The sequence below is a fragment of the Parapedobacter indicus genome (genome assembly GCF_900113765.1).
Classification (GTDB): Bacteria; Bacteroidota; Bacteroidia; order Sphingobacteriales; family Sphingobacteriaceae; genus Parapedobacter; species Parapedobacter indicus.
In genome coordinates this window covers 713,487-737,427 of record NZ_FOQO01000001.1, presented here as the reverse complement: position 1 = coordinate 737,427, position 23,941 = coordinate 713,487, and the positions used below count along the sequence as shown (strand labels likewise).

Sequence of the window (23,941 nt, the reverse complement as noted above, 5' to 3'; positions counted from 1 at the left end):
TATCAATACTCCCATCTGTACAGTTCTGCCAATGTGATATGTAAATTCATTTTTGTTTGCAGGTACTTTTGGGTCAGTTCAAAATACATGGACTGCTCTACCAAATATTCAAGGATCGTAATCTCTTTGAGGTCAACAGCCTTTTTCAACAGCTCAAGACCTCTGGTCTGCGAAATGGTGCGTTCCAACTCGTTCATGACCTTATAGAGTTCGCTTGCTCTGCTCTGCAACAGCTTCACTTGTAGGGTGTACTGACTTTGGGCGTTTTCCTGTGTTTCTTTCAATGCTTGGGTGTTCATCCGGGCATACTTCTTGGTGTTTTTTTGTTGCCACAGGGGAATGGTCATCCCAAAGCTCACGCCCCTAAAGTCTGCTTCAAATTCCTGTCCCCAAATATACCCCACATTAAATTCGGGCAGGGTCTGGGCTTTGGCCAATCTCTCCTGTGCTTCGCTCAGTTCTATCTGCTGTGTAACAGATTTGAGCACATCATTACTGGTCACAAAACGACTTTCCTCTGCAAACAGCATAGCCACATCATTGCTGATGTCTGGAAAATCTGTTGGCAGATTGACATAGGGATTCCCTTGGTTGTATCGCATCAGTTCTTGATAGGCCGTGTTCATTTCGATTACATTGAGTTCATGTTCCTTTTGGGCATTTACGGCATTGACCTGCGCCTTGTTGCGGTCAAGTATATTTACCCCTCCTGCATCGAAAGCTTTTTGGTACGATGTGGCTATACTTTCGGCATATTCCTTTTGCTGTTTGAGCACCTCTCCGAGCTGATTGTAATACACCCAATTCAAATAGGTATTGATGGCCTGATTGATAAGGTCGGCTCTATAGATATGGTAATCGGTGTTCACGATTTCGTTCTGTCTGTTCGATACATTCCTCTTATGTCCATAGACGGTCGGGAACTCGATGCTCTGCGATATGTTGTAATCCATCAATCGGCTTCTTGTAAACCGAATCGGTCTTGTATAGTTGACCCCAATCTGAGGATTGCTCGGTGTCAGCCCTGTCCGGTTCAACATTTTCTGCGCTTCGGCACTCTTTTGGTAGGCTATCAACCCTGTATTGTTGCTGTCGATAGCCTGTACGAGTGGTGCATAGTCTCCCTGCGCCTTTGTCTGGCCAATCAAGCCAAACAAAAACAGGAATACAGCTATGCACGTATGCAACGTTTTTTTATGATAGTGTTTCATGTGCTGTATCTTTATCTTTTGCGATCCATCCATATATAATTGGGATGACGACCATGTTCAACAATGTTGAGGTAACCAATCCTCCTAAAATCACCTGTGCCATCGGACTTTGAATCTCATTGCCCGGGGCATCTGCATTCAACGCTAACGGCAACAATGCCAGACCTGTGGAGATGGCCATCATCAATATCGGATTGAGCCTGTCCAAGGAACCTTGTCTAATGGCTTCGTTGACCGTATTGCCTTCGGCGACCAAGACATTGTAACGCTCGACAAGCAACAGTCCGTTTCGGGTGGCAATACCAAACAGTGAAATGAACCCGATAATGGCCGGTATGCTTATCACTCCCGAGGACAGCCATATAATGATAACACCACCGATGAGTGCCATCGGTAGATTGAACATAATCGCTGCGGCTTGCTTGGTGTCCCGGAACTGGTTATAAATAAGCAAGAAAATGATGAGTATAGCAAAGATGGATACGGTCATCAACGTGCGTGATGCTTGTGCTTCGCTTTCAAACTGTCCTCCGTATTGGATATAATAATCCTCGGGCAATTCAATCTGCTGTGCGATTCGCTCCTGTATTTCATTGACCACACTACGTAGGTCTCTTCCTGCGACATTTGCCCCGACGACGATATTCCGCTGTACATTTTCGCGGTTGATGGTATTCGGGCCGACAACAGATTTGATTTCGGCTACCTGTGACAAAGGGATTTTTTTACCGTTAGCGTCAATCATCAGGTTGGATATGTCGTCAATGGATGTCCGTTGGTCATTATTGACTTTGACGGTAAGGTCGAAAGTCCGTCCATCTTCAAAGACTTGGGAAACGACTTGCCCCGCAAGCATTGTCCCTACAAACTCCTTAAATTCGGGAACGGTAATTCCGAATTTTGCCATGATTTCCCTATTGGGGCGTATCATCAGTTGGGGACGTTCCACCTGTTGCTCAACGTTAAGGTCGGCTATTCCCTCTACATCCTGCACGGCAGATTTGATTTGGTTTCCTATGGAAAACAGTTTGTTCAGGTCTGCTCCGAATATCTTGATAGCTACGTTGGCTCTCGACCCCGAGAGCATCGCATCTATCCTATGGGATATGGGCTGTCCGATTTCAAGATTGACTCCTGATAGGTCTTCGAGTTTTTCCCGAAGTTCATTGGCGACCACATCTCTTTTTCTTTCGTCCAATACGAAAGGGGCTTCAATTTCGGAAACATTTACTCCCAAAGCGTGTTCGTCAAGTTCCGCTCGCCCCGTTTTCCTTACCGTAGTCTGTACTTCAGGAACGGTCAAGATAATCTCCTCTGCCATCCGGCCGATCCTATCGGATTCTTCCAATGAAGTCCCCGGTGTGGTCGCTACACTAATGGTAAACGAACCCTCGTTGAATGGTGGTAGGAATGACCGCCCAAATGTGGTAAATAGGGCAATTGATGCCACTAAGACCACTGCACAGGCTATGAGTACCGTTCTTTTGTAGTTCAATATCCATCCGAGCAATCTACTGTATCCAGACTTCAGATGTCTTGCCACAAAAGGCTCTTTATCTTCCTTTTTGTCTTTTTTAGCATCTTTGGCCAATAGGTAACTGCACAACACAGGTGTTAAGGTGAGTGCGATAACCGTTGAAGCAAAGAGGGAGACGATAAATGTCACGCCCAATGGGGTCAGCATTCTGCCCTCCATTCCCGATAGGAAGAAAAGGGGTAGGAACGAAGCTACGATGATAAGCGTGGAGTTCAATATCGGCATCCGTACCTCTTTGGATGCTTCATAGACCACTTTAAGGACGGACAGGCGTTCCGCAGGCGGTTTTAATCGGTTTTCCCGTAGGTGTCTAAAGACATTTTCGACATCTACAATGGCATCATCTACCAACGAACCGATGGCAATCGCCATACCGCCCAGACTCATCGTATTGATGGTCAGTCCCAATGCTTTTAATATCAATATCGAAGATAACAGTGACAAAGGAATGGCCAACAGGGAAATGACCGTCGTCCGAACATTCATCAAAAAGAAGAAAAGTACAATGACCACGAACAAACATCCCTCGTAAAGTGAAGATTGCACGTTGCCTATCGAGCTGTTGATGAAACGGCTCTGTCTGAAGGAGTCTGTCGATACGCCCACATCATTGGGCAGGTTTGCCTTTAGGTTTTCGATTTCTTCATCCAATTTGTCCGTCAGTTCCAAGGTACTGGTCGCAGGCTGTTTGGTCACGGTAAGGAGTACGGCAGGTTTTCCCTTTTCGGAAGCCAATCCCATTTTGGGTGCTTTGATCCCTATCTGTACGTCTGCTATATGTTCCAATAGGATGGGTTCGTCATTAACGGACTTCACAAGGGATTTGCCTAATAGTTCGGTATCATTGGAAGCCACCGCACCATTGATGATGTATTCATTGGCGTATTCATAGATGATACCGCCCGATTCGTTTTGGTTGAAGTTGTCCACAGCGGCAAGTGCTTCATCCAATGTCACTCCGTAGTGTTTCATACGGAATGGGTCGAGAAGTACCTGATACTCTTTGATGTCACCTCCCAATACGGTTACCTGTGCTACACCTCCTGTTGACAGTAATCTTGGCCTTATCGTCCAATCTGCAATCGTCCGTAGATCCATTAGACTTGTCGTATCGGCCGTCAGGCCGATGATGAGCACTTCCCCCAAAATGGAAGATTGTGGCCCTAAAGTTGGTTTTCCTATATTTTCGGGCAATGATTCGGCAACGGTGGCAAGTTTTTCGGACACTACCTGTCTGGCTTGATAGATGTCCATTCCCCAATCAAACTCGACCCAGACGACCGAAAAGCCTGTGGTGGACGAAGACCGAACCCGCCTTACATTGGTCGCACCGTTGACGGCGGTCTCCAAAGGAAAGGTCACCATACGTTCCACTTCCTCGGGAGCCATCCCGCTTGCTTCGGTCATGACGACGACCGTTGGAGCGTTTAGGTCGGGGAAAACATCTACCTCGATGTTGTACGCAACATATACACCTGCAAGTGTCAACAGGAGCGACCCCAAAAGAACTGCTAACCTGTTGTTAAGGGAGAATAAAATAATTTTATTTAGCATAGTTTTATCCTCCTTAATGACTGTGACCGTGTGGAATAGCCGAACTCATACTTGCAAGTTTCAGATGGTAGGCACTCGTCGCTACCAATTCCTCTCCGCTCGCTAATCCCGAAAGTATCAAAGCTCTCTTGCCGTCATCTGCTCCCTTTTTTATCTCTTTCTTCTTATAGATATGCTCCCTGTCCTTAACGTAGACAAAAAACAGCCCCTGTTCTTCTATAATAGCTGTCAAAGGTGCAGTGATAGCCTGTTCTATGGTGCGTGTCTTGAGATAGACCGTAACGAACGCACCTGTTAGGAAATGCCCTGTATTGTTGAACTCGAAAATAACGGGAATGTAAAAGGAAGAACCGTCCAAAAGTTTTCCGTATGAGACCAATTTACCGTTCAGTTCGTCTATGGAATAGCTTTCCCGGCCATTAGCTGTCTTGAAGTTGGCCGAGGTGATTTGCGATATGATACCTGCGTTCTGTTCGGATACATCCGCTTTCAATTGAATCCTTTTGTTCTTGGTTACCGTCAGTATAGGCTGTCCGACGCTGACATATTCACCATCGCTGACCAATAGGTTTTTGATATAACCCTGTGTGTTGCTCGTTATGTTCACACCACTACCTGTTGATTGGTTTGCGAGCGCATTGTATGCGACCTGTGCATTTTCATAATTGAGCTTAGCTTGGTTGTAATCGGCCATAGATATAAGGGTATCTTTCGCCAAAAGTTCGGCTCGCTCAAATTCTTTTTTTGCCGTTTCATACTGTAACCTGCTTTTTGCCACAGGGTCTCCATCCACGATGTTGCGAGCCGAAACGACCGCTATCCTCTGGCCATTGTTGACGGCAGTTCCTGCGTTCAATCCACCACCTGTAAACTTGATAATACCGCTTGTAGATGCTACTATGGTGCTTTCCTCACCAACGGGTGCAATGAGCTGACCGGAGGTTTTGATGATTTGATAGAACGGTTGCGGAGCAACTTTCTCTATGGTAAGATTTACCCGCTTCGCCTGTTCATCGGAAAATGCGACTTCGTTATCCCCAAGTTCTTCTTCGTCATGATCGTGTCCAGAATGGTCATCGTCATCTTGGCTGTGGTCATGCTCCGAATGGTCGTGGTCATCATGGCTGTGGTCGTGTCCCGAATGGTCGTGGTCATCACCGCTATGGTCATGCCCCGAATGGTCACTTTGGGTTGTTTCTTTATTATCTGATTGTTTTGTGGCAGAATTACACGCTGATAGAAGATATAACAGCACGAAGACGCCTAAAAATATTCTTTTCATTCGTTTTTTTGATTAATCATTAATTTAAAATGTAGATTATAAAGGCAATGAATCTGAGCTGTACCAAAGTAGCCCAAAAAGGAATTAGCCCGATACTTTTCCATATCAAGCTGTTATTGCCAAAACATTAAAAATTATGCATTAATCTTAGGCGGTTGCCATATTTCCCCAAAGTATCGGGGGATAAAAACAGGTTTATAATATGTAATAAACGTTGAAAGGTCAAAATCAATCACCTCACCTATGTCTGATAGGCTCTCTTGGAGAACTATTCCCGAAATAGCTCCACAGCAACCACATACGCAAAAGGGGGTACACATATCGGTAGTGTCTGAATGGTCGTGGTCATCATGACTATGGTCATGGTGGTTATGGGATGCTTCGGTCGTGTGTTCGTGACCATGAAATACATCTTCTTCAAAGTTGTCGTCACATGGTGTTACAAACAACACCATCATATACATAGCCAATATGGAAGAAAAGAATTTCATGTTATTGTCCAAAGTTAGTAAAAAACTTTTGCAATGGTATTGCAAAGTTGCATACGCTGAGATAATGTGTATTAAGATGCTTTGTAGTGTCCGCCTTAAGTCAACAATTATTATCTTTGTGTAAAGATATTCTTGAAGCGTTTTAGCTTTGAGTCCTGTACTGAAACTTAGGAACTTTCAATGCAACCGGGGCGACAAGTGGAAAACGCTCATGCTTTGGCGTGGGCGCACTTATTGGTTGCCGGTTTCCTAAGACCTCAGTACGGTAAGTTGTTGCCTACGCTTTTTAAAAGACGGCAACGTGATGGTTTGAAATTAACTTTTTATAATATGGTGGCCGTAACACATTTCCCTAATTTCGAATACCCCGCCTCGGAAGTTTTCAAATACCTACATATCCTTCAAGATTTTACCTTGATGCTGAATGATGGGAATATTGTAAAATTTACTCCTGATGACGAGGATGCTTTTAAAAAATGGCTGGATGATAATGTAGTACAGAATATCAGAGAGGAAAAGGATTGGGTGGTGAAATAGCAATAAACCATATCACCGCCTGATAATATATTAACGTCTCCGTCTTCTTGGCTTTGTGGTTGTCCATATAAAAAACGCCCAGACACCAAAAGCTACGGCGTAACCCGGCCACGGGTTTTGCATACTCAAAGCGGCGAAATATCCAAATGTGGCAATGATACAGGTAATAAAAAATAAAATTACAGTTCTCATAGTATTTCAAATTTACGTTTTTTAATCAAAAAAGAACTACATGGGGGGTGATCCCCATGCAATTCGGTTACACTTATTAGGCAGCGATGTGCTCCGTTTTGTTCTCTTGTTGTTTTTTCTTCATCACCTTGATTTCAACTTTTCTAAGCTGTGCAATAACTTTCCGCTGTACGTCATCCACAATCTTCCAATCTTTGGCAATGTAAATATCTGTTGTGCGGTTACCCTCGTCAACGTGATTTAGTGCAAGAGCCACGTCGTCTTTGCTCATACGACAATCATTCCTTGCTGTGTTTGCAAATGTGTGTCTTGCCCAATACAAAGTAAGTTCGGGTATGCCGGTCAACTTTCGTAATTGCTCCATGCCTTTACATAATGCCCAATTAAGGGCATTGGCACTTGAATAGCGTTCACGTAATTTGCCTAAATATTTTTCCAATAAAAGCTTGGCTTCATCGACAATCTTAATACTGATAAAGGCATTGTCCTTACGCTTGCCCTGTGTCTTGGAACGGTTATAGTCTAAACGTCCGTTTCTAACATCACGTTCTGTTATTTGATACAGGTCTACGGCATTTATGCCACAAAGGTAGAACGAAAGTATATAAAGTTCCTTTGCCAATTCCGCACGGCTTCCGGGGACGGTTACACAATCCCGAATAGTCAAAACTTGTTCAAGTGTATTGTTCCTTTTCTTTGTGAGGGGTGAGGAACCAACCTTGTATTTCTTGAATGGATAATGCTTGATGCGGTATATTCCGAGGTCTTCGTTATTATACATTTCCCGTGCAGCATTGAACAATGTTCTTAAATCCCTCATGTGATTATGCAGTCCACTATCAGACAATCCTTTTTCGGTTGTGACAACTGGCTTGTTGTCTTGGTTGTAACGTGTCATTGTACGCTCTGATCTTAAATAACGCTCATACGTCATCAGCATATTTGAATTGATTTCCTTGATGGAAACTGCTGACCGATTAAAATAATCGACCAAACTGTTGCGGATTTTCCGGTGGTTGTTTGCGGTTCCGGTTCGATTTTCTTTTCTTAGACGTTCGATATGCTGATCGCAAAATTTGATAAAGTCGACATCTTCATCTTTGTCCCGTAGATAATCGCGTAGGGATTCAGCGGTAAAATAATCCAGCCGGTCGTCGAGTTCGCTAATCATCTTCCGATAATCCCGAAGCTGCTTCTCGACCTTGTCTGCGATAAACGGGTCTTTGACTTTAAAGTCTTTGGTTAATTGTTTCCTGACTACGAAATGAGTTGTGTCAAGATACTTTCTTAATCTTTTGTGCTGTACACAAATTTTCACATTGTAGGTGCCATCGTTTTTTTTGTGATGCTCGAACACCTTTGCACTAACGGTTGCCATAGTTCTTTCGAATAGGCACGTAAAAGCTGTAACACATTTGTAACACTTTTACGTGAAGTTCAACAAAAATCTATGCAAGTCTCGCCGTATCGAGGTATCCGAAATGGCGTAGAGCAGATGCTCCTAAAGTGCCCTAAGAAACGAAAAAAGCCGTTTTCCTTACGGGAAAACGACTTTTTCGACTTGTGCGCCCACCTGGGCTCGAACCAGGGACCAAAAGATTATGAGTCTTCTACTCTAACCAACTGAGCTATAGGCGCAGTGCAAATTTATATTGTTTTGCGGGTGCAAATTTACATCTTTGCGCATATATTCTGAAATTTTTATGCAAATTATTGAGAACATCATCCTCGATTATGGCAATGTATTGTTCGATATCGATTTTTCCAGATTACGACAGTCATTCATCGATCTGGGTATTCCTGAAGTCGACACCTTTTATGGACATAGGGCACAACACGCACTGTTTGATGCATTCGACAAAGGACTCATTACTGCAGCTCAATTCCGTGACGAAATCCGTAAAGCTACCGGCAATCCCGTGCTGAACGACGAAGCGATCGACACAGCATGGAATAGCTTACTTATTGGCGTACGGGCCGGCCACCATGAATTATTACACGACCTTAAAAAACGTTATCGTACTTTTTTGCTGAGCAACAACAACGAAATTCATTACGCTTGGATCATGGCTCACCTCAACCGCGAATTTGGCCTGAAGGACAACACTGGGTTCTTCGAAAAAGACTATTATTCTCATTTACTGCGGATGCGAAAACCTGATCGGGAAATTTTCGATTTTATATTGAATAATCATTCGCTCGATCCTGTACGCACCTTGTTTGTAGACGACAGCCCTCAGCATATCGAAACTGCGCAGCGGCTGGGATTGCAGGCACACCTGCTCGAACCGAGCAATTCACTGCCTTCTTTATTGGAAAAATTAGGATTGATCAAACAATAATATCCACGATACCCTGCCGGACTTCTACTTTTACAAGCTGTGATTCTTTTAAGTCGATTAACTCGTCGTCAACATGTAGTAACCGATTCTCGCAGCGTAAGGTTAACGAACAGCTCACTTCAACAAGTTGCCAGGGAACCTTTGGACGTCTTCCCGATTGCGGACGGCGTAACTGCCCAAGATAGGTGATAAACGCTTCCCGATCCGCCTCCTTTAACAATGCTACCTGGAATTTTCCATCGGTAGGGTCTGCTTTGGGAGCAAGCACAACATTGGGTCCCACTGATCGGATGTTCAGCACCTCCACCAAGAGATAACTGTCCTCATACCGGATTCCATCTATGGTCAAGGTGCTCCGCTTTGGCTTGTATAGTTGTGAGATTTCAATCAATTTATCCAGCGCAAGAGTCAATTCTTCGTCTGCTGTTTCTACTCCTGAAAGATCGACCGTTTTCATTTCTTTGATCAATCTTGGCAGCAAGCCACATCCCATACCTTCCAAAAAGAATTTTGCACCGGACAGGTTACCGATGGCCCCGATATCAATTTTCTTGACCTGCCAGCTCATAATTGCACGCTTCAATCCAGAAAGCGACGAGGGAATACCCAAAGTCTTTGCAAAATTATTTGCGGTACCGGCCGGCAATAATGCGACGACCAACCGTTTATCCAATATCCGCCGCCGCAATAGTCGCTTTAATACCTGCCTTACCGTACCGTCGCCTCCGGCAATGACCACCAATAAGGTTTTGTTCTTTAAACGATCCCACCCTTTTGCCTTTGTTGAAACATATCCGCAGGTAAACCCGCAGGACGCAACGGTCTGGATTAGGTCTTCTCTCATGTGGTCGCCATCTCCCGCTTTGGGATTATGCAACAATTGGGCGTGTTTAGCGGCTTGCATGTGTGATATATATTGCTTGATTATGCATACTCATCCAAACAAAAAATCAAGAAGACTTGTTTTAAAACCACAAGGGTTTAGATTGCATCCCTGGAAATGCATCGTTAATACAATTATTATGCGGATTTTAGTTACCAACGACGACGGCATATACAGCCCCGGTATCAGCTCTTTGGCAAGAATCGCCTCCCAGTTTGGAGAGGTTGTCGTAGTCGCACCCGACGTAGAACAGTCGTCAATGGGCCATGCCGTAACTCACTCCCGGCCGCTATCTTATAAAAAGTCTCCTATTGAATTCCCAGGTATCGAGGCATATCGGGTCAACGGCACACCAGCCGATTGCGTAGCACTCGGCACACACCTACGCAACAACATTCAGGTAGTCTTGTCGGGAATTAACATGGGGCCGAATTTAGGAAATTCTATGTGGCATTCTGGGACGTTGGCCGCCGCCAAGCAAGCTGTGTTGTTCGGAAAAAAAGGAATCGCATTGAGTACCCCAGCCGGAAATTCTGAACCGGATTTTGCAGCGCTCGCCCCTTATGTCGAAAAGACGTTAAAATTGCTGTTGGCAGATCCTAACGAAATAGGACTCTACAACGTAAACTACCCTAAGCAACCGTCCGGCATATGCTGGACGAGACAGTCAATGCGGTTTTACGATGGGAAAATCGTGCCTGGAAAAGACCCTATGGATCGAAAACACTACTGGTTTACGGTAATTCCATTGGAACCGGCAGACAAGGGTACTGACCGCTGGGCGGTGGAAAACGGCTATGTCTCCGTTACCCCACTGCGCCTTGACCTAACTGACGAAAAAAAATTGAGTAACCTGATTGAGACCGAGAAATGGGAACAGTGAGCTGGAGGAAAATATTTTTGTTACATTTACAGTACGTTAACGAGAAACATCATGTTCAATAAAAATATTCCCCAAATTGCAAGCCTGCTCATCTCAGAGCCGTTTATGCTGGATCCCAATTTTCAACGAGCCGTTGTGTTGTTGTGTGAACACCACGCGGAAGACGGCACTGTAGGCTATGTGCTCAACCAACCCGCGGTGTTACAACTCAAAGATGTTCTGGACGATGTTCCTGAAGCAGATTTCCCCCTATTTTTCGGCGGTCCCGTTGCACAGGAGAGCATCCATTTTATACACAAATGCTACGACAAATTACATAGCGGTGTGGGCCTTGGCAACGGTATTTATTGGGGAGGGAACTTCGAAAGCCTTAAAATCCTCATACGCAATGGAGATATCGCACCCGATGAAGTTAAATTTTTCATCGGCTACTCGGGATGGAGCCCTGGCCAATTGGAAAATGAACTCAACGAAAATACCTGGGTAATCAGCAACCATTACAATCCGGACATTACGTTCGGCAACGACGGAGAAAACCTTTGGAAGGAAGCGATTGTGTCTTTGGGGCCAAAGTATGCGCATGTTGCCAATTTTCCGCAGAATCCAATGTGGAATTAATCCCTATGGAAGGGAAGTTTTTATAAATTTGATTTAATAACCAGATATTAACTAATTTTATTGTTATAATTTCTAAAAATATATTAAAAACATCATCACATGATCAAATTTAATATTATTTTTGCGTGATCATGCTGAATAATTTAACAAGAATCCTTAAATCATTTGTTGGTTCTAGCACAGGACCCGGAATTATACTAATCGGATGCGTGATTCTTTCATTGATAATTGCAAATTCACCATTAAATACATACTTTGAAGCTTTTTTAAATCAAAAAATAGGATACGAATCTGATCAACTACACCTAAACTATCCCATTTTGCTTTGGATTAACGATGGGCTAATGGTCGTCTTTTTTCTGCTGGTGGGACTGGAGATAAAGCGGGAACTGATCGACGGCGAGTTGGCATCTCCAAAACAAGCGGCGCTACCGATCCTAGGTGCGCTTGGTGGCGTACTTGCTCCCGCATTGATTTTTACACTTTTAAATTTCGGAAAGGAGACGATCGCGGGGTGGGCTACCCCCATGGCTACCGATATCGCTTTTGCACTAGCCATTGTGACATTGCTGGGCGACCGGGTTCCGTTGTCGCTTAAAGTTTTCCTGGCTGCACTGGCCATCGTGGATGACTTAATGGCCATCATCGTCATCGCGCTTTTTTACGCCGCTGAATTACACTACACCTATTTACTTTACGCAGGATTGATATTTTCATTGCTTTTGGTATTTAACCGGATGGGCATAAAAAACCTGGCATTCTATCTGATTCCAGGCATGGTCATGTGGTATTTTATTCATCACTCGGGCATCCATGCCACCATCGCCGGTGTACTCACCGCATTCACCATACCGGTTAAACCTGGGAAAGCGAAGCATCCCCCGTTGGAAACGTTGGCTCACTTCCTTTCCAAACCCGTAAATATCATCATTATGCCCATCTTCGCATTGGCAAATACCAATATCACTTTTGTGGATGGCATGGTAGGCGGTCTTGCCACCCCCTTGGGACTGGGAATTGTTCTGGGACTATTCCTCGGCAAACCCCTGGGTATTTTTTCCATCTCCTGGTTATCCGTCAAACTGGGCATATGCGCCAAACCCCACAAAGCGCAGTGGAAACATTTATGGGGAGTGGGAATGCTTGCAGGCATCGGCTTTACCATGTCCATTTTCATTGCCGTACTTTCCTTTTCTGGTGACCACACCTTATTATCTGAGGCGAAATTCGCCATTCTCTCGGCCTCTTTGCTTTCTGCAGCAGCAGGTGCGCTGGTCCTTCACATTATTGCTAAACGTCAAAAGAACAACAAATATCAAAAAACTGCCAACCTGAAAGCAAATGAACAACATATTGGTGCCCACTGATTTTTCGGACCACGCATTAAAAGCTGCCGAGTGTGCATTATGCCTGGCCCATCAGTCAAATGCAACCGTTTATTTGTTCCATGCCTATTCCGCATTCCAATCGGGTTTCCAGAGCGAGCGCAACAATGCGCGGGATGAGCAGCGGGCATTGGAAGAAGCCGAACAGGGCATGGCCATGTTTGCGGACACCGTCTCTACCTTTTTTTTTAATGGATCGATAAAAACAATTTGTAGGAGAGGAAACATGGTGGCCTTAATCCATGAACTAGCCAAAGAAATTTCCATTGACCTCATCGTGATGGGCACAGGGGGTGCCACCGGCCTGAAATACCAATTCATTGGCACTAATACTTACGAAGTAGCCGAATCCCTGCCTATCCCGCTCCTAGCCGTACCCATTAGTGTCGATCACATTGATTTCAACAACATCGCATTTTTTACCGACTACCGGCCGCAAGACCATCAAACCATCACGTCGCTCTACTCCCTGTTCGGAAGCGAACAGGTCAACTACCTGGTCGTGCATATTCATGAAAAAGAACAATTGCCGCGAGACGCCGATTTCAAAAAACTTGCCGTCTATGCCATGGAATTGCAGGCCAACACTCCGATTGTAAACATGGACTGGGAGCTGGAACACGGTAAGGAAGACATCGCTGTCGTGCACAAAATCGTAAGCGGTTTCAATGTCGACCTCTTGGCAATCACCCTTACCGAACGAAACTTCCTGGATAAGCTGCTCGATAAGAGTTTATCCAAAGAAATTGTCATGCAGGCCAAAACTCCCGTATTCATTGGTCGATAATTCCTATCTTAGCGGCCTGTAAACAATAAACCGAGCGTATCAATAGCTAATTATGGAAGAAACGATCAACGCAATTAACAATATCATTTGGAGCAATGCACTGATTATACTTTGTCTGGCAACGGGCGTATATTTCTCGTTTACCACCGGCTTTCTGCAAATCCGGTACCTGAAAGACATGGTTAAATTGCTTTTCGGAAGCACAGGATCAAAAGCTGGTGTGTCATCGTTCCAGGCCTTCGCGTTGGCACTATCGGGCCGAATAGGTACCGGTAATATCGCAGGGGTAGCCACCGCCATCGCCATGGGCGGCCCGGGAGCGGTTTTCTGGATGTGGCTCATTGCTTTTCTGGGCAGCGCCTCGGCCTATGTGGAAGCCACGCTCGGGCAAATCTACAAGGAGGTAAAAGACGGACAATACCGCGGCGGACCGGCTTTCTACATTGAAAAAGGGCTTGGTATAAAATGGTATGCCATCGTATTTGCCATAGCCACTATATTGAGTACAGCGTTATTTTTGCCGGGTGTTCAAAGCAATAGCATTGCACTAAGCAGCCATAATGCATTTGCGATCCCTGTTGAATATACCGGCATCGGACTGGTCGTTCTGCTGGGGCTCATCATCATCGGAGGGGTTAAGCGTATTGCCAAAGTAGCCGAAGTCGTTGTACCGTTTATGGCCGGTGGATATATTCTATTGGCTCTCGTGATCATTGCGTTTCATTTTACGCAAATTCCGGATGTATTTCTGCTGATCCTTAAGTCAGCGTTCAATTTCGAACCGGCTTTTGCAGGTGTTATCGGCATGGCGATTGCCTGGGGTGTAAAACGCGGCATCTATTCCAATGAAGCCGGACAGGGAACCGCCCCGCATGCTGCGGCGGCGGCCGAAGTAAGCCATCCCGCAAAGCAAGGACTGGTGCAGGCGTTTTCTGTATACGTGGATACGCTGTTTGTATGTACCGCTACGGCATTCATGATCCTGTTTACCGGCCAATATAACGTGCAGAATCCCGACGGCGGTTACTTGGTTGAAAACATTCCTGGCATCGAGATCGGTCCGGCGTATACCCAGCAGGCCATTGCTTCGCATTTCCCGGCATTTGGTGCGCCCGCTGTTGCGATTGCCTTACTGTTCTTCGCGTTTACCACCATTCTCGCGTATTACTATATGGCCGAGACTAATCTGAGTTACCTCGACAAGAATGGACGGCAGAAATGGGCGGTGTGGGGTCTGCGTATCCTGATCATGGCAGCTACGTACTACGGTACAGTGAAGACTGCAGCGGTGGCCTGGACGCTGGGGGATATCGGAGTTGGACTGATGGCTTGGCTAAACCTCATTGCCATCCTGCTGTTGCGCAAACCTGCTCTTCGTGTGTTACGCGATTACCGGAGACAAAAACAAGCAGGAAAAGATCCGGAGTTCCATCCGCAGGAACACGGGATCAAAGGAGCCGCCTATTGGGAGCAGCCTGTCAAAAACGAACCCGATAGCGTCCGTTAACCGCCGGCATTGGAGTTTAGCCTCCCCATTTTCACACCCGATGCACTACTCCACCAAATCCTGCAAGAATGGGCAGGGCTGCCTTTTTGAACGATGAGAGCTCGCCTTCCACAAGCTCGCGCTTGATCTCCAGTTCCTCCATCAGGAAAAAGATGGCCATAGCCCATCATTGATCCGTAAAAGCACGGATTACCTCCGGTGAGCTGTTCAGTGTGTATTCTCCATTCACTAGCCAAAAATCACAAAATTATATATGGGAAGCCGAAACCGGTCTACCGGATATGCCCATTGCCATACACATAGTATTTATTGGTAACCAATTGTTCCAATCCCAGCGGACCGCGGTGGTGCAACTTATCTGTACTGATGGCCAATTCGGCACCCACCCCCATCGCGCCACCGTCCGTAAACCGCGTGGAAGCGTTGTGATACACCGCTGCACTGTCTACCTGTTCCATAAACACGTCTGCTTTCGCTTTATCGACTGTCAGAATCACCGCGGAGTGGCCGCCGCTGTACCGGTTGATTTTCCTTGTGGCTTTTTCTACCCCCGCAACCCAGCCAAAGCAGATTTTGGGCGCTAGAAATTCTTCATACCAAACGGACTCGCCGGCTATTGGCTCCGCCCCTTCCAGTAGCGGTAAGAGCGACTCTTCAGCCACCAATTGCACAGATTTAGCGCGCAGTGCAGCTCCCAGCCTTCGTAGCTTAGCCGCCAATCCGGGCGTTTCTTCATCCACCAATACCTTATCCAGCGCATTGCAGGCACTGATTTTGTCGGTTTTCGCATTGATGATAATTGGTAGGACCTGTTCCCAGTCGGCATCCGCAGCCAGGTAGGCAAAATTATTGCCACGGCCGCTTACCAGCACGGCGCACCGCGCGTGTTCCTTGACGAAATTGATCAGCCGGTCGCCGCCGCGAGGAACAATCAGGTCCACCGGCTGTGACGGGTTTTTCAGAAACTCACGCGTTGCCTGCCTATCCAGTGTAAACAGCTGAATCCAGTCAGCAGTAAGACCGTTTTCGGCAAGTGCCCTGTGCCAGCAATTAACTAGTACCTGGTTGGTATGTACCGCCTCCTTGCCCCCTTTCAGTAGAATCCTGTTGCTGGCCTTAAACGCCAGCATCGCCGCCTCGATGGTCACATCGGGGCGCGATTCGTAAATGATTAATATGGTGCCGAACGGCGCGGTCCGGTTTTCGATGCGCAGGCCATTGCCCAATACACCCGATGATCGCACCTGCCCGATTGGGTCGGGCTGTTCCCTTACGGAGCGGATAGCGGCGATCATTCCGTTCACCTTAGCGCTATCGACCACCAGCCGGTCGAAAAGTGCCCGGTCATCGCGCTGAAACGCATCAAGATCTTGCTGGTTCGCATTCAGTATCTCATTGCGACTTTCATCGACGATGGTAATCATCGATGAAAGAACGTTATTTTTCTGAATTGTTGTCAGGTAATTCCATTGTCCCTGTATTTTAACCGGTTACCTTCGTACCCGCTGGTTTGCCATAGACAATATCGGTAATAATATTGTCTTTCTTGCCGTTTGCGATGAATGTGGGGATATTCAGTCTTGCGGTCCGTTTGGCCACCCGCAGTTTGGATTCCATTCCGCCACGGCCTTCCGCCTCACCCTTCACGTTCTTCTGGATGTATTGCTCAACGGGATCGTCCACATGCAGGTGCGGAATCAACTGGCTGTTGGCATCTTCGGGGTGTCCGTTGTACAAGCCTTCCGTGTCCGTAAGCAAAATTAACATGTCGGCATTGATCAATTCGGCCACCAGACTGGCCAGTTCGTCATTGTCGGTAAATGTCGACATCGACAACGAAACCGCGTCGTCCTCGTTGGCGATGGGAATCACACCTTCGCCCAATAAGCCCTCGTAGCAATTGACCATATTATCCCGATGCCGGCCCAAATCGAAGTCACGCTTCGTTGCCAGCACCTGCGCACAGCGCATGCCGTGGTCCTGGAACAGGTTATAATAGTGTCGCATCATGCGTGGCTGGCCGATGGCCGAGAATACCTGCCGTCGTGTGATTTTGTCCGTCGCTTTCAGGCCCCGGCTCATGACTTCCTTTCCAGCGCTAACGGAGCCGGAGGAAACGAGTACCGAGACAATCCCTTGCTCGTAGAGGTAAGCGATTTGTTCCACCAACTGCGCCAGGACTTTGCTAACGATGCGGTTATCTTTATTGGTGATGACGTGTGTGCCGACTTTAACAACAATGCGTCGTATGGGTTTACCCCCGAGCGCGCGGTCAGGCATGGGCAACCTCCTTCCCATCCGTTTGTTTCCCTAGTTCTTCCGCACGGCGGAAGGCAGCATACGCAGCTTCCTGGATCAGGGAATTGAGGTTGTTTCCATCCATCGAGTCCAACGCCGCACGGGTCGTCCCGCCCTTGGAAGCGACTTTAGCCATCCAATCATCTGGGCTTAGGTCTGACGAGTTGAACAATTCCACCGCTCCGGAAAAGGTTTGCCCAACCAGTAGCCGCGCATCTTCTTTGTTGAAGTCCATTTTCAGTGCCGCATCCAGCAGCGCCTGCATAAAGTAAAAGATATAGGCTGGCCCGCTTCCGGAGATCCCCGTCGACGCATCGATCTCAGACTCGGAAGCCAGATTCAGGGAACGTCCCGTGGTATCCAGCAGTTTTTCGATGGTTGCAAGTTCCAGGCGGGATACCTGCTCGGACGCGGTAAAGGAGGTCATACCCAACCCCACCTGCGCCGGCAGATTGGGCATGGCGCGCACCACCTTATCAATACCCAGCCTCTGCTTGATGGTGTCGATAGTGACGCCGGCCATGATGGATATAAACAGCTGCCCCGCCGAAACCATCGGTCTCATCTCGTCCATCAGCCCCGGTGCATGCACCGGTTTAACGGCGATCAGCACCACATCGGCTTCGGGCAAACAGGTACCCAACCCGCTATGCACACTGAAGAACCCGCCGGCGCGCAGCTCAGCCTGCTTTTCTTCGCTTTTGTCAAAAACCATCAAACTTCCGGAGGATAAAAAATTGGACTTGGCGATTGCCTCCGCATATGTAATCCCCATGTTGCCTCCTCCAATTACTAATACATTCATTTGTTCTTCTTTTTGATTTAAAAAATATGATTCGTTAAAATAAAACAACCTTCGTGCGGGCGTGCCAATTTTTGCCATATTGTTAGTTACCATAAAAAAATGGCAGGAGTCCGATACCGGTTAAACATGGCTATTTCATCTCATTGGCTAATTATCGGCAGGTCTCGCAAATATGTCAGCCACTCAGCAACCGGGGCAAAAATGATGCAAAATTGTCAGACATGATCATTGTGCTATTCCTTCTTACGGAGCCCGATTGCGTCCAAATACCGACCAAGTTCTTTCCTTGCCTTCGGAGCCAGCAGAAACAGGCCGATCATATTGGGAAAGGCCATAGCCAAAATCATAGCATCGGAAAACTTGAATACAGAATCGAGTGTAGAAGCCGTCCCAACTACCTGACCTCCGTCTCCAACCACCACCTTTCCCCATTGATCCTGGATACCGTAGGTAAAGACGCCCTCACTAAAAAAAATGATCGTCAGCGCCGTCAGCGTACAAATAACCACCGTATCCACAAACGGCTCCCACAAGGCAACCAGTCCTTCGCTTGCCGGGTATCTTGTTTTTACGGCCGAATGCGCAATTGCGGCAGAGCCGATACCCGCTTCGTTCGAAAAACAGGCCCGGCGGAAACCTGTAATCAGCACCCCTACCATCCCTCCTAAACCAGCAGCCGGCGAAAATGCCTGACCGACGATCAGCCCGATGGCTTCACCGATGTATTGGTAATGCACAGTTACAACCGCCAGACTACCCAACAGGTAAACGATGCCCATAAAAGGCACCAGCTTTTCCGTGATCTGCCCGATGCGCCTGATGCCGCCGATAATCACCACACCGACCAATAACGCTAAGCCCAGCCCGAAAAGTGTTTTAACGAAACTGCCCTCGATGCCCATTGTCGTCGTCAATTGGGCAACCGCTTGGTTGGATTGAAGGGCATTCCCCCCGCCGAAAGATGCGCCCACACACTCACCGCGAAAACGACTGCCAGGATCTTTCCCAAGCGACCGGCACCGATTTCTTTCAATCCTTTGACGAGATAATACATTGGTCCGCCGTAGGTTTGTCCGTCCTCACCCACGTCGCGATACTTTACCCCAAGCGTGCACTCGACAAATTTGGTGGTCATGCCGACCAAATCATCCAGAACGTAGCTCCGGGACCACCGATGGCTATCGCTACGGACACCCCTGCGATATTCCCCAGCCCGACCGTACCTGAAAGCGCAGCTGTGAGTGCCTGGAAGTGCGTAAGCTCGCCTGCCACCGGTGTTCCATCAGCCAAGGGTCGTTGTTCGATGTAACTTCGCCCGGATCATCGACCCGGAAGCGGACCGGTATATCCTGGATTCCATACCCGTGCCGGTATGCCAGCCGGTAAGAGCAAACCGGACGGCCATCTGCAGGGAAGATCCGACGGTACATCCAAGCCGGGGATACCATGCCTCCCACCGTCTGCATTATTACGGGTTCAAGATGCAGCTGGTCATTTCCCGATCGGGGATCCCTGTCCATTTCGGCATTACGGCGGCTAACGTGCACGATGTCAATTACCTGCAATGGATGAATGAAACGCAGCTTACCGACTGTGAACTCATAGCCGACAAGGGGTATTTATCGCTGGGATACCAGACCTCACTGTTTGAGGAAAGCCGCATACGGCTCGTCACACCGCTGCGGGCCAATATGAAAAACAGGCTGTCGGAATGGAACGCCGGCTACCGTTATGCGCGCAAGCGTATCGAAACCTTGTTCTCCCAGCTCTGTGACCAGCTCATGCTCAAAAGGAACTATGCCAAGACACTCGATGGCCTGTTCACAAGGCTTTGCGCCAAGATCTCCGCAGTGGCCGTATTGCAGTACACGAACTTTTTAAACAACAGAAATATTAACAGGTTGAAACATGCACTCGCTGTTTAAACCGCACAACGGGTTTAGATATGTTATATCCTGTCTGCTGTTAAATCCCTGTTATTGAATACGACAAGACATAGAAATCCTGTTTTTTCCGATTATGCAACACAATAGTCCTTCTGCACGTCTTACTTATAAAGACGCCAAATTATCATACCCCGACATCTAAAAACCGAGATATGGCTATCCACATAAACCGCAGGAGGAACAGACCCGCACACGACAGGCTATTCGCAAACATCAGGATCCGGAACCGGGTCCTCACCAGCATGATCATCCTTTACCTGGTCCTGATTGGCATGACCATCAGGGCGCAGCGTTCGATAACGTTATCCAAAAAAGTAACCGTATCCTGCCATCCCAATATCGAAACCTATTTTATTGCCGAACGGCTTGCGGTACAGCAAATCGGTTTTATGGTTTTTACACGCCAAGACAGTTTATACTGGCACCAGCCCCTGGTTTACGCCGCTTACGAAAAATTCAAACCCTTCCAGCGCAGCCCGTGCGTCCAGCGTATTGCCGCACTGATCACCATCATTCGGGACAACCTGCATGATAATGCACCGGTTCTGCAATACCTCCTGCACTTGGAACGGTTTCCTGAAAAAGGAGAAGCTGTTCCCTTCCGTGACAGTTCGATCTTTGCATCGCCTGAACACAGGGATTTATTAAGGGTAACCAAGGAGCTATCAGATAGTCTCCGGTCTTTCTATCAGATGGCCCGGGTAGGCGATTTCCTGCATAGTCACTGGCAATTCTACCAGGGAGCGCTACGGGAAGTCGTTAAAGACATGAATACAAAAGCTTTCGACGCCATGGAGCGCTATTACGGGGAATCGTTTGCAGACTACCGCATTTACCTCATGCCGACCATGCCGATCCCCTACGGACCTGACAATTACCGGGCATTTGGTCCCACGTTGCACTGGCCGCAAGGCCGGATTTCGGCCATGGTCATGAGCAGCAGCGTTCCCTTAGCACCGGGTAAATCCCCCGACAGTTATACGCATTATGGTTTCGACAATCCCACAGTCACCCGTTTTCTGACCATCCATGAAATCGGGCATTCCTTTGTCAACCCTCATGTCGAAGCATTTCAAACAACCATCAACAAAGACACCGTCCTGTTTACCCCTAAGCTGCGCAAAGTGATGGAAGGTTCTTATGTCGGGTGCTGGTATACCTGTGTCATCGAGCACCTGGTCAGGTTGGGCGAAATACGCACCGCGATGGCGATGGGCAACAGGGCCGAAGCCGATCGTTTACGGAAAATGCATACCGAAGAGTTTCATTTTGTCCTGCTGCCTTTGCTGGAGCAAAAAATAGCCGAATATGAAACCCAACGGGAGCAATATCCAGACTTTAACAATTTCTTACCGCAATTGCTGAAGGTGTTTCATGATTTGACACCTGAACAGGTGGACAGCTTATTGAAAAGTGAAAAATAAATATCTGATCGCAAAACCCTTGATCCGGCTGTAGGGTCTCCCGCCTTTCAGGCTATACTGCGCAGGCTGGCTGGCCGAATGCTTATGTTCCAGCAATCTTTCCTCCTTCGGAAAGGTCTCGTTCAAGTGGTTAAAAACGTCTTTGGATAACTGATTTTTGATCAGCCTGTTCGTGAAGCTCACATGCATTAGTCTTTTTCTGCCGACGATCCCAGTAAAAAGTAAACAGAAGTAACATAATCCAGATCCCGCCGTGTAAGCCCATACTGGTTACCTGGCTCCGCTGCTGAACGGCCTCTGCCGTTCGGGACGGATAGCTGATGATCCATAAAGCTGTCGGCGAAGCGCCGTTTAATCCCGCGATGAGCTGACCGGCATTCACGCTGAAATGAATACCCAGGGGCAGGGCAATCCCCCGGGAAGCTATAGCAGCTAAACCAAAAAGAAAAGCCCACACAAAAGGCCCGGTAAAGGCCGTTACCGGGTCCCAGCCATACAGGATATGGTAAAACCCGAACACCAGCGCCATAACGAATTGGCTTACCCAGACGCCATACCGGTGGTTCAGTTCCTGCTGCGGATAAGACCGGAAGGCCATCTCTTCCATCAGGGCAAGTGGCAGCAACGAAAGGAGTTGCAATCCTGCTTCGAGAGAAAGTCCATTCCCTGAAAAGCGAATGCGAACGGGAGTCAACCAAATAAAAGCCATCAGCAGCGCTAAGAAAAAGACCAGACCAATGACCACGCCCAACAGGAATTTAAGCGGACTGCGTCGGTTCAGCCGAATACCAGCCTTCGCATAGCTGAACGCCCTGAACTTACTAAAAATCCAGACCGTAAACAAGCCCCCTCCACTGCCCAGTATCCCGAATGCCAGTTGACGGAAAGCTGGTGAAAAAAAGAATTGAAGGAAGCCGGCAATCATCAACAGTCCAGTGAAACAGCCGATAAACAGCAGGATTTTGAGCCAGGGCGGCAGCCGTTGCAACGAGGTTTTCATGTAACAAAAGTAGGTGCTCGGGTTCTAATTACTAGCAGCAAACACCATATGTCGTAACAATGTCGTCAATTGGCGTTCAATTTATATAAAGATGACAGATCCTGTTAAACCCATTGGCCAATTGGTAAAAGCCGGCCGTATCGAGAAGAATTATACACAGCAGCAACTGGCGGAACTCAGCGGCATCAGTCTGCGTTCCGTGCAGCGCATTGAAAGCGGACAGGTCAGCCCGCGCCGGTATACGCTTAACCTATTGGCCGATATACTGGAGACCGATTTTTCGGAACGGCAACCTGTCCCTGAAGCGACTTCCAATAATTTCAGCCGGGAGCGGCGCCTGATCCTGTCCATCGGTTTAGGTTTACTCTGGCTGCTGTTGGGACTGGCTTATGTTTTTCAGTCGCCCTTTTTTCCGGAGACCGCGTTTGAGCTGATGCTGTATATCGCCGGTTTTTTAACCACGTATCTGGTGGTACTATGGCGGTTATGGCGTTAAACTTATTTGTGCTATAAAGGTTGCCTGCCGTACCAGGCTTCGATAGCCTGACCGATCGCGTTCACCCGTTCCTGCGCCAGATCGCCGCTGACCAGGCTCCAGGAATTATCGCCGTTATTTAATATCGAAATGTCGGCGCCATTCAAGGTAAACCGAAAGGTTTCGTCCCGATGCTGTACGCTGATCGTTTCCGGTAATGCCGCATCCTCCGGCTTTAGGGTAATCTCAAATTCCTGTTGTTCCATATCCTTAATGCTTTTGCTGTAAACTATCGATCAGGGCCTTCATTTCTTTGATTTCTTTTTCCTGGGTGGCGATAATACCATCAGCCAGCTTGCGTACCCTTGGATCGGTAATGTGCGCGTTCTCGCTGGTCATGATGGCGATAGAGTGGTGCGGGATCATGCCCTTCATATACTGCACATCGCTGATGCCCACCTGCCGGTGCACCCCGGCAAAGGCCAGCCCGAAAACCACGATACCAACAATGATCAATGCCCTGTTCTTCTTTTTATCCGGGTACATCATCGGCATCATGGCCAGCATGAGCACCGCCATGGCCGCGATCATCATCTGGGTCATATAAAAGCGGGTCATATTGATATAGATATGATCCGGCTCGTTCACATTCAAAAACATAATGGCATACATCAGAAGGAAAGAAGCGGTCAGCAGGAGCGCAAACTTTCCGTAGTTTCCGTTTTTCATCAGCGTAGTTTTTTAAAGGGAACAGTTTTAAAGGGGTTTTGTTCCCTAAAATGAT

The 23,941-nt window shown here is 47.4% G+C and carries 23 protein-coding genes, 1 tRNA gene and 2 pseudogenes; 10 read left to right on the top strand and 16 right to left on the bottom strand.

Annotated features, from left to right (window positions below):
- Positions 1-2: 2 nt before the first annotated feature.
- The 4 genes from BMZ56_RS02975 to BMZ56_RS25925 form a co-directional block, all read right to left on the bottom strand.
- Positions 3-1,211: a TolC family protein gene (locus BMZ56_RS02975; RefSeq protein WP_177195010.1), complete on the bottom strand. Its 1,209-nt coding sequence runs from the start codon at positions 1,209-1,211 to the stop codon at positions 3-5.
- Positions 1,195-4,302: an efflux RND transporter permease subunit gene (locus tag BMZ56_RS02970; protein ID WP_090623999.1), complete on the bottom strand. Its 3,108-nt coding sequence runs from the start codon at positions 4,300-4,302 to the stop codon at positions 1,195-1,197. Before BMZ56_RS02970 ends, BMZ56_RS02975 begins: the two co-directional genes overlap by 17 nt.
- A gap of 13 nt (positions 4,303-4,315) precedes the next feature.
- The gene (locus BMZ56_RS02965; RefSeq protein ID WP_090623997.1) at positions 4,316-5,584 is read right to left on the bottom strand and encodes an efflux RND transporter periplasmic adaptor subunit; all 1,269 of its coding nucleotides are present in this window, start codon (positions 5,582-5,584) and stop codon (positions 4,316-4,318) included.
- A 268-nt stretch (positions 5,585-5,852) separates the two neighbouring features.
- Positions 5,853-5,987, bottom strand: a complete 135-nt coding sequence (locus BMZ56_RS25925; protein ID WP_256213767.1) for a hypothetical protein — start codon at positions 5,985-5,987, stop codon at positions 5,853-5,855.
- A gap of 286 nt (positions 5,988-6,273) precedes the next feature.
- On the opposite strand from BMZ56_RS25925, the gene BMZ56_RS02955 reads away from it, so the two are divergent.
- Positions 6,274-6,612: a hypothetical protein gene (locus BMZ56_RS02955; protein ID WP_143072825.1), complete on the top strand. Its 339-nt coding sequence runs from the start codon at positions 6,274-6,276 to the stop codon at positions 6,610-6,612.
- Between the two features lie 268 nt (positions 6,613-6,880).
- Here BMZ56_RS02955 and BMZ56_RS02950 read toward each other — a convergent pair whose 3' ends face one another.
- Both BMZ56_RS02950 and BMZ56_RS02945 read right to left on the bottom strand, forming a co-directional pair.
- Positions 6,881-8,182 (bottom strand): phage integrase SAM-like domain-containing protein, encoded by a 1,302-nt coding sequence (locus BMZ56_RS02950; protein WP_090623991.1) that lies wholly within the window; start codon positions 8,180-8,182, stop codon positions 6,881-6,883.
- A 186-nt stretch (positions 8,183-8,368) separates the two neighbouring features.
- Positions 8,369-8,442, bottom strand: a tRNA-Ile gene (locus BMZ56_RS02945).
- Between the two features lie 65 nt (positions 8,443-8,507).
- Between BMZ56_RS02945 and BMZ56_RS02940 the strand changes: the two genes are divergently transcribed.
- Complete coding sequence (locus BMZ56_RS02940) at positions 8,508-9,146, top strand: HAD family hydrolase (protein ID WP_090623989.1); 639 nt, start codon at positions 8,508-8,510, stop codon at positions 9,144-9,146.
- Here BMZ56_RS02940 and BMZ56_RS02935 read toward each other — a convergent pair.
- Positions 9,136-10,050 (bottom strand): diacylglycerol/lipid kinase family protein, encoded by a 915-nt coding sequence (locus BMZ56_RS02935; protein ID WP_090623987.1) that lies wholly within the window; start codon positions 10,048-10,050, stop codon positions 9,136-9,138. The two genes, BMZ56_RS02940 and BMZ56_RS02935, sit on opposite strands and share 11 nt — an antisense overlap.
- A 118-nt stretch (positions 10,051-10,168) precedes the next feature.
- Here BMZ56_RS02935 and surE point away from each other — a divergent pair, with 118 nt between their 5' ends.
- The 5 genes from surE to BMZ56_RS02910 all read left to right on the top strand — a co-directional run bounded on the left by surE (position 10,169) and on the right by BMZ56_RS02910 (position 15,209).
- Complete coding sequence (surE, locus tag BMZ56_RS02930; RefSeq protein ID WP_090623985.1) at positions 10,169-10,912, top strand: 5'/3'-nucleotidase SurE; 744 nt, start codon at positions 10,169-10,171, stop codon at positions 10,910-10,912.
- Positions 10,913-10,963: 51 nt separating this feature from the next.
- On the top strand, positions 10,964-11,530 hold the full coding sequence (locus BMZ56_RS02925) for a YqgE/AlgH family protein (protein WP_090623983.1): 567 nt from the start codon (positions 10,964-10,966) through the stop codon (positions 11,528-11,530).
- Between the two features lie 131 nt (positions 11,531-11,661).
- Positions 11,662-12,897, top strand: a complete 1,236-nt coding sequence (gene nhaA / locus BMZ56_RS02920) for a Na+/H+ antiporter NhaA (protein WP_177195009.1) — start codon at positions 11,662-11,664, stop codon at positions 12,895-12,897.
- Positions 12,872-13,702: a universal stress protein gene (locus BMZ56_RS02915; protein WP_090623981.1), complete on the top strand. Its 831-nt coding sequence runs from the start codon at positions 12,872-12,874 to the stop codon at positions 13,700-13,702. Before nhaA ends, BMZ56_RS02915 begins: the two co-directional genes overlap by 26 nt.
- 52 nt (positions 13,703-13,754) lie before the next feature.
- The gene (locus BMZ56_RS02910) at positions 13,755-15,209 is read left to right on the top strand and encodes an alanine/glycine:cation symporter family protein (RefSeq protein ID WP_090623978.1); all 1,455 of its coding nucleotides are present in this window, start codon (positions 13,755-13,757) and stop codon (positions 15,207-15,209) included.
- Positions 15,210-15,252: 43 nt separating this feature from the next.
- Here BMZ56_RS02910 and BMZ56_RS02905 read toward each other — a convergent pair.
- The 6 genes and pseudogenes from BMZ56_RS02905 to BMZ56_RS26240 form a co-directional block, all read right to left on the bottom strand.
- A pseudogene (locus BMZ56_RS02905) lies at positions 15,253-15,395 on the bottom strand (Na+/H+ antiporter NhaA); the annotation flags it as partial.
- An 86-nt stretch (positions 15,396-15,481) separates the two neighbouring features.
- Positions 15,482-16,669 (bottom strand): glutamate-5-semialdehyde dehydrogenase, encoded by a 1,188-nt coding sequence (locus BMZ56_RS02900; protein WP_256213773.1) that lies wholly within the window; start codon positions 16,667-16,669, stop codon positions 15,482-15,484.
- 22 nt (positions 16,670-16,691) lie between these two features.
- The gene (gene proB, locus BMZ56_RS02895) at positions 16,692-17,507 is read right to left on the bottom strand and encodes a glutamate 5-kinase (RefSeq protein ID WP_218146448.1); all 816 of its coding nucleotides are present in this window, start codon (positions 17,505-17,507) and stop codon (positions 16,692-16,694) included.
- Positions 17,482-18,312, bottom strand: a complete 831-nt coding sequence (proC, locus tag BMZ56_RS02890; protein WP_090624461.1) for a pyrroline-5-carboxylate reductase — start codon at positions 18,310-18,312, stop codon at positions 17,482-17,484. Before proC ends, proB begins: the two co-directional genes overlap by 26 nt.
- 233 nt (positions 18,313-18,545) lie before the next feature.
- Entirely contained in the window at positions 18,546-18,659 is a 114-nt protein-coding gene (locus tag BMZ56_RS26245) for a hypothetical protein (protein WP_245893060.1), read from the bottom strand.
- A 180-nt stretch (positions 18,660-18,839) separates the two neighbouring features.
- Positions 18,840-19,584 (bottom strand): annotated as a pseudogene (locus BMZ56_RS26240) (alanine/glycine:cation symporter family protein); the annotation flags it as partial.
- Between the two features lie 2 nt (positions 19,585-19,586).
- Here BMZ56_RS26240 and BMZ56_RS02880 point away from each other — a divergent pair.
- Together BMZ56_RS02880 and BMZ56_RS02875 are read left to right on the top strand one after the other, a co-directional pair.
- Entirely contained in the window at positions 19,587-20,237 is a 651-nt protein-coding gene (locus BMZ56_RS02880) for an IS982 family transposase (RefSeq protein WP_177195008.1), read from the top strand.
- A gap of 173 nt (positions 20,238-20,410) precedes the next feature.
- Positions 20,411-21,682, top strand: a complete 1,272-nt coding sequence (locus BMZ56_RS02875; protein ID WP_090623972.1) for a DUF4932 domain-containing protein — start codon at positions 20,411-20,413, stop codon at positions 21,680-21,682.
- A gap of 130 nt (positions 21,683-21,812) precedes the next feature.
- Here the strand turns inward: BMZ56_RS02875 and BMZ56_RS02870 are convergent, their stop codons facing one another.
- Positions 21,813-22,682, bottom strand: a complete 870-nt coding sequence (locus BMZ56_RS02870; RefSeq protein WP_090623969.1) for a CPBP family intramembrane glutamic endopeptidase — start codon at positions 22,680-22,682, stop codon at positions 21,813-21,815.
- Positions 22,683-22,773: 91 nt separating this feature from the next.
- Between BMZ56_RS02870 and BMZ56_RS02865 the strand changes: the two genes are divergently transcribed.
- A complete protein-coding gene (locus BMZ56_RS02865) occupies positions 22,774-23,178 on the top strand; it encodes a helix-turn-helix domain-containing protein (protein ID WP_090623964.1) in 405 nt (134 codons plus the stop codon).
- 11 nt (positions 23,179-23,189) lie between these two features.
- On the opposite strand, the gene BMZ56_RS02860 is transcribed toward BMZ56_RS02865, so the two are convergent.
- Both BMZ56_RS02860 and BMZ56_RS02855 read right to left on the bottom strand, forming a co-directional pair.
- Positions 23,190-23,423 (bottom strand): hypothetical protein, encoded by a 234-nt coding sequence (locus tag BMZ56_RS02860; protein WP_090623961.1) that lies wholly within the window; start codon positions 23,421-23,423, stop codon positions 23,190-23,192.
- A gap of 4 nt (positions 23,424-23,427) precedes the next feature.
- Positions 23,428-23,886, bottom strand: a complete 459-nt coding sequence (locus tag BMZ56_RS02855; RefSeq protein WP_090623958.1) for a DUF305 domain-containing protein — start codon at positions 23,884-23,886, stop codon at positions 23,428-23,430.
- Between the last annotated feature and the right edge of the window lie 55 nt (positions 23,887-23,941).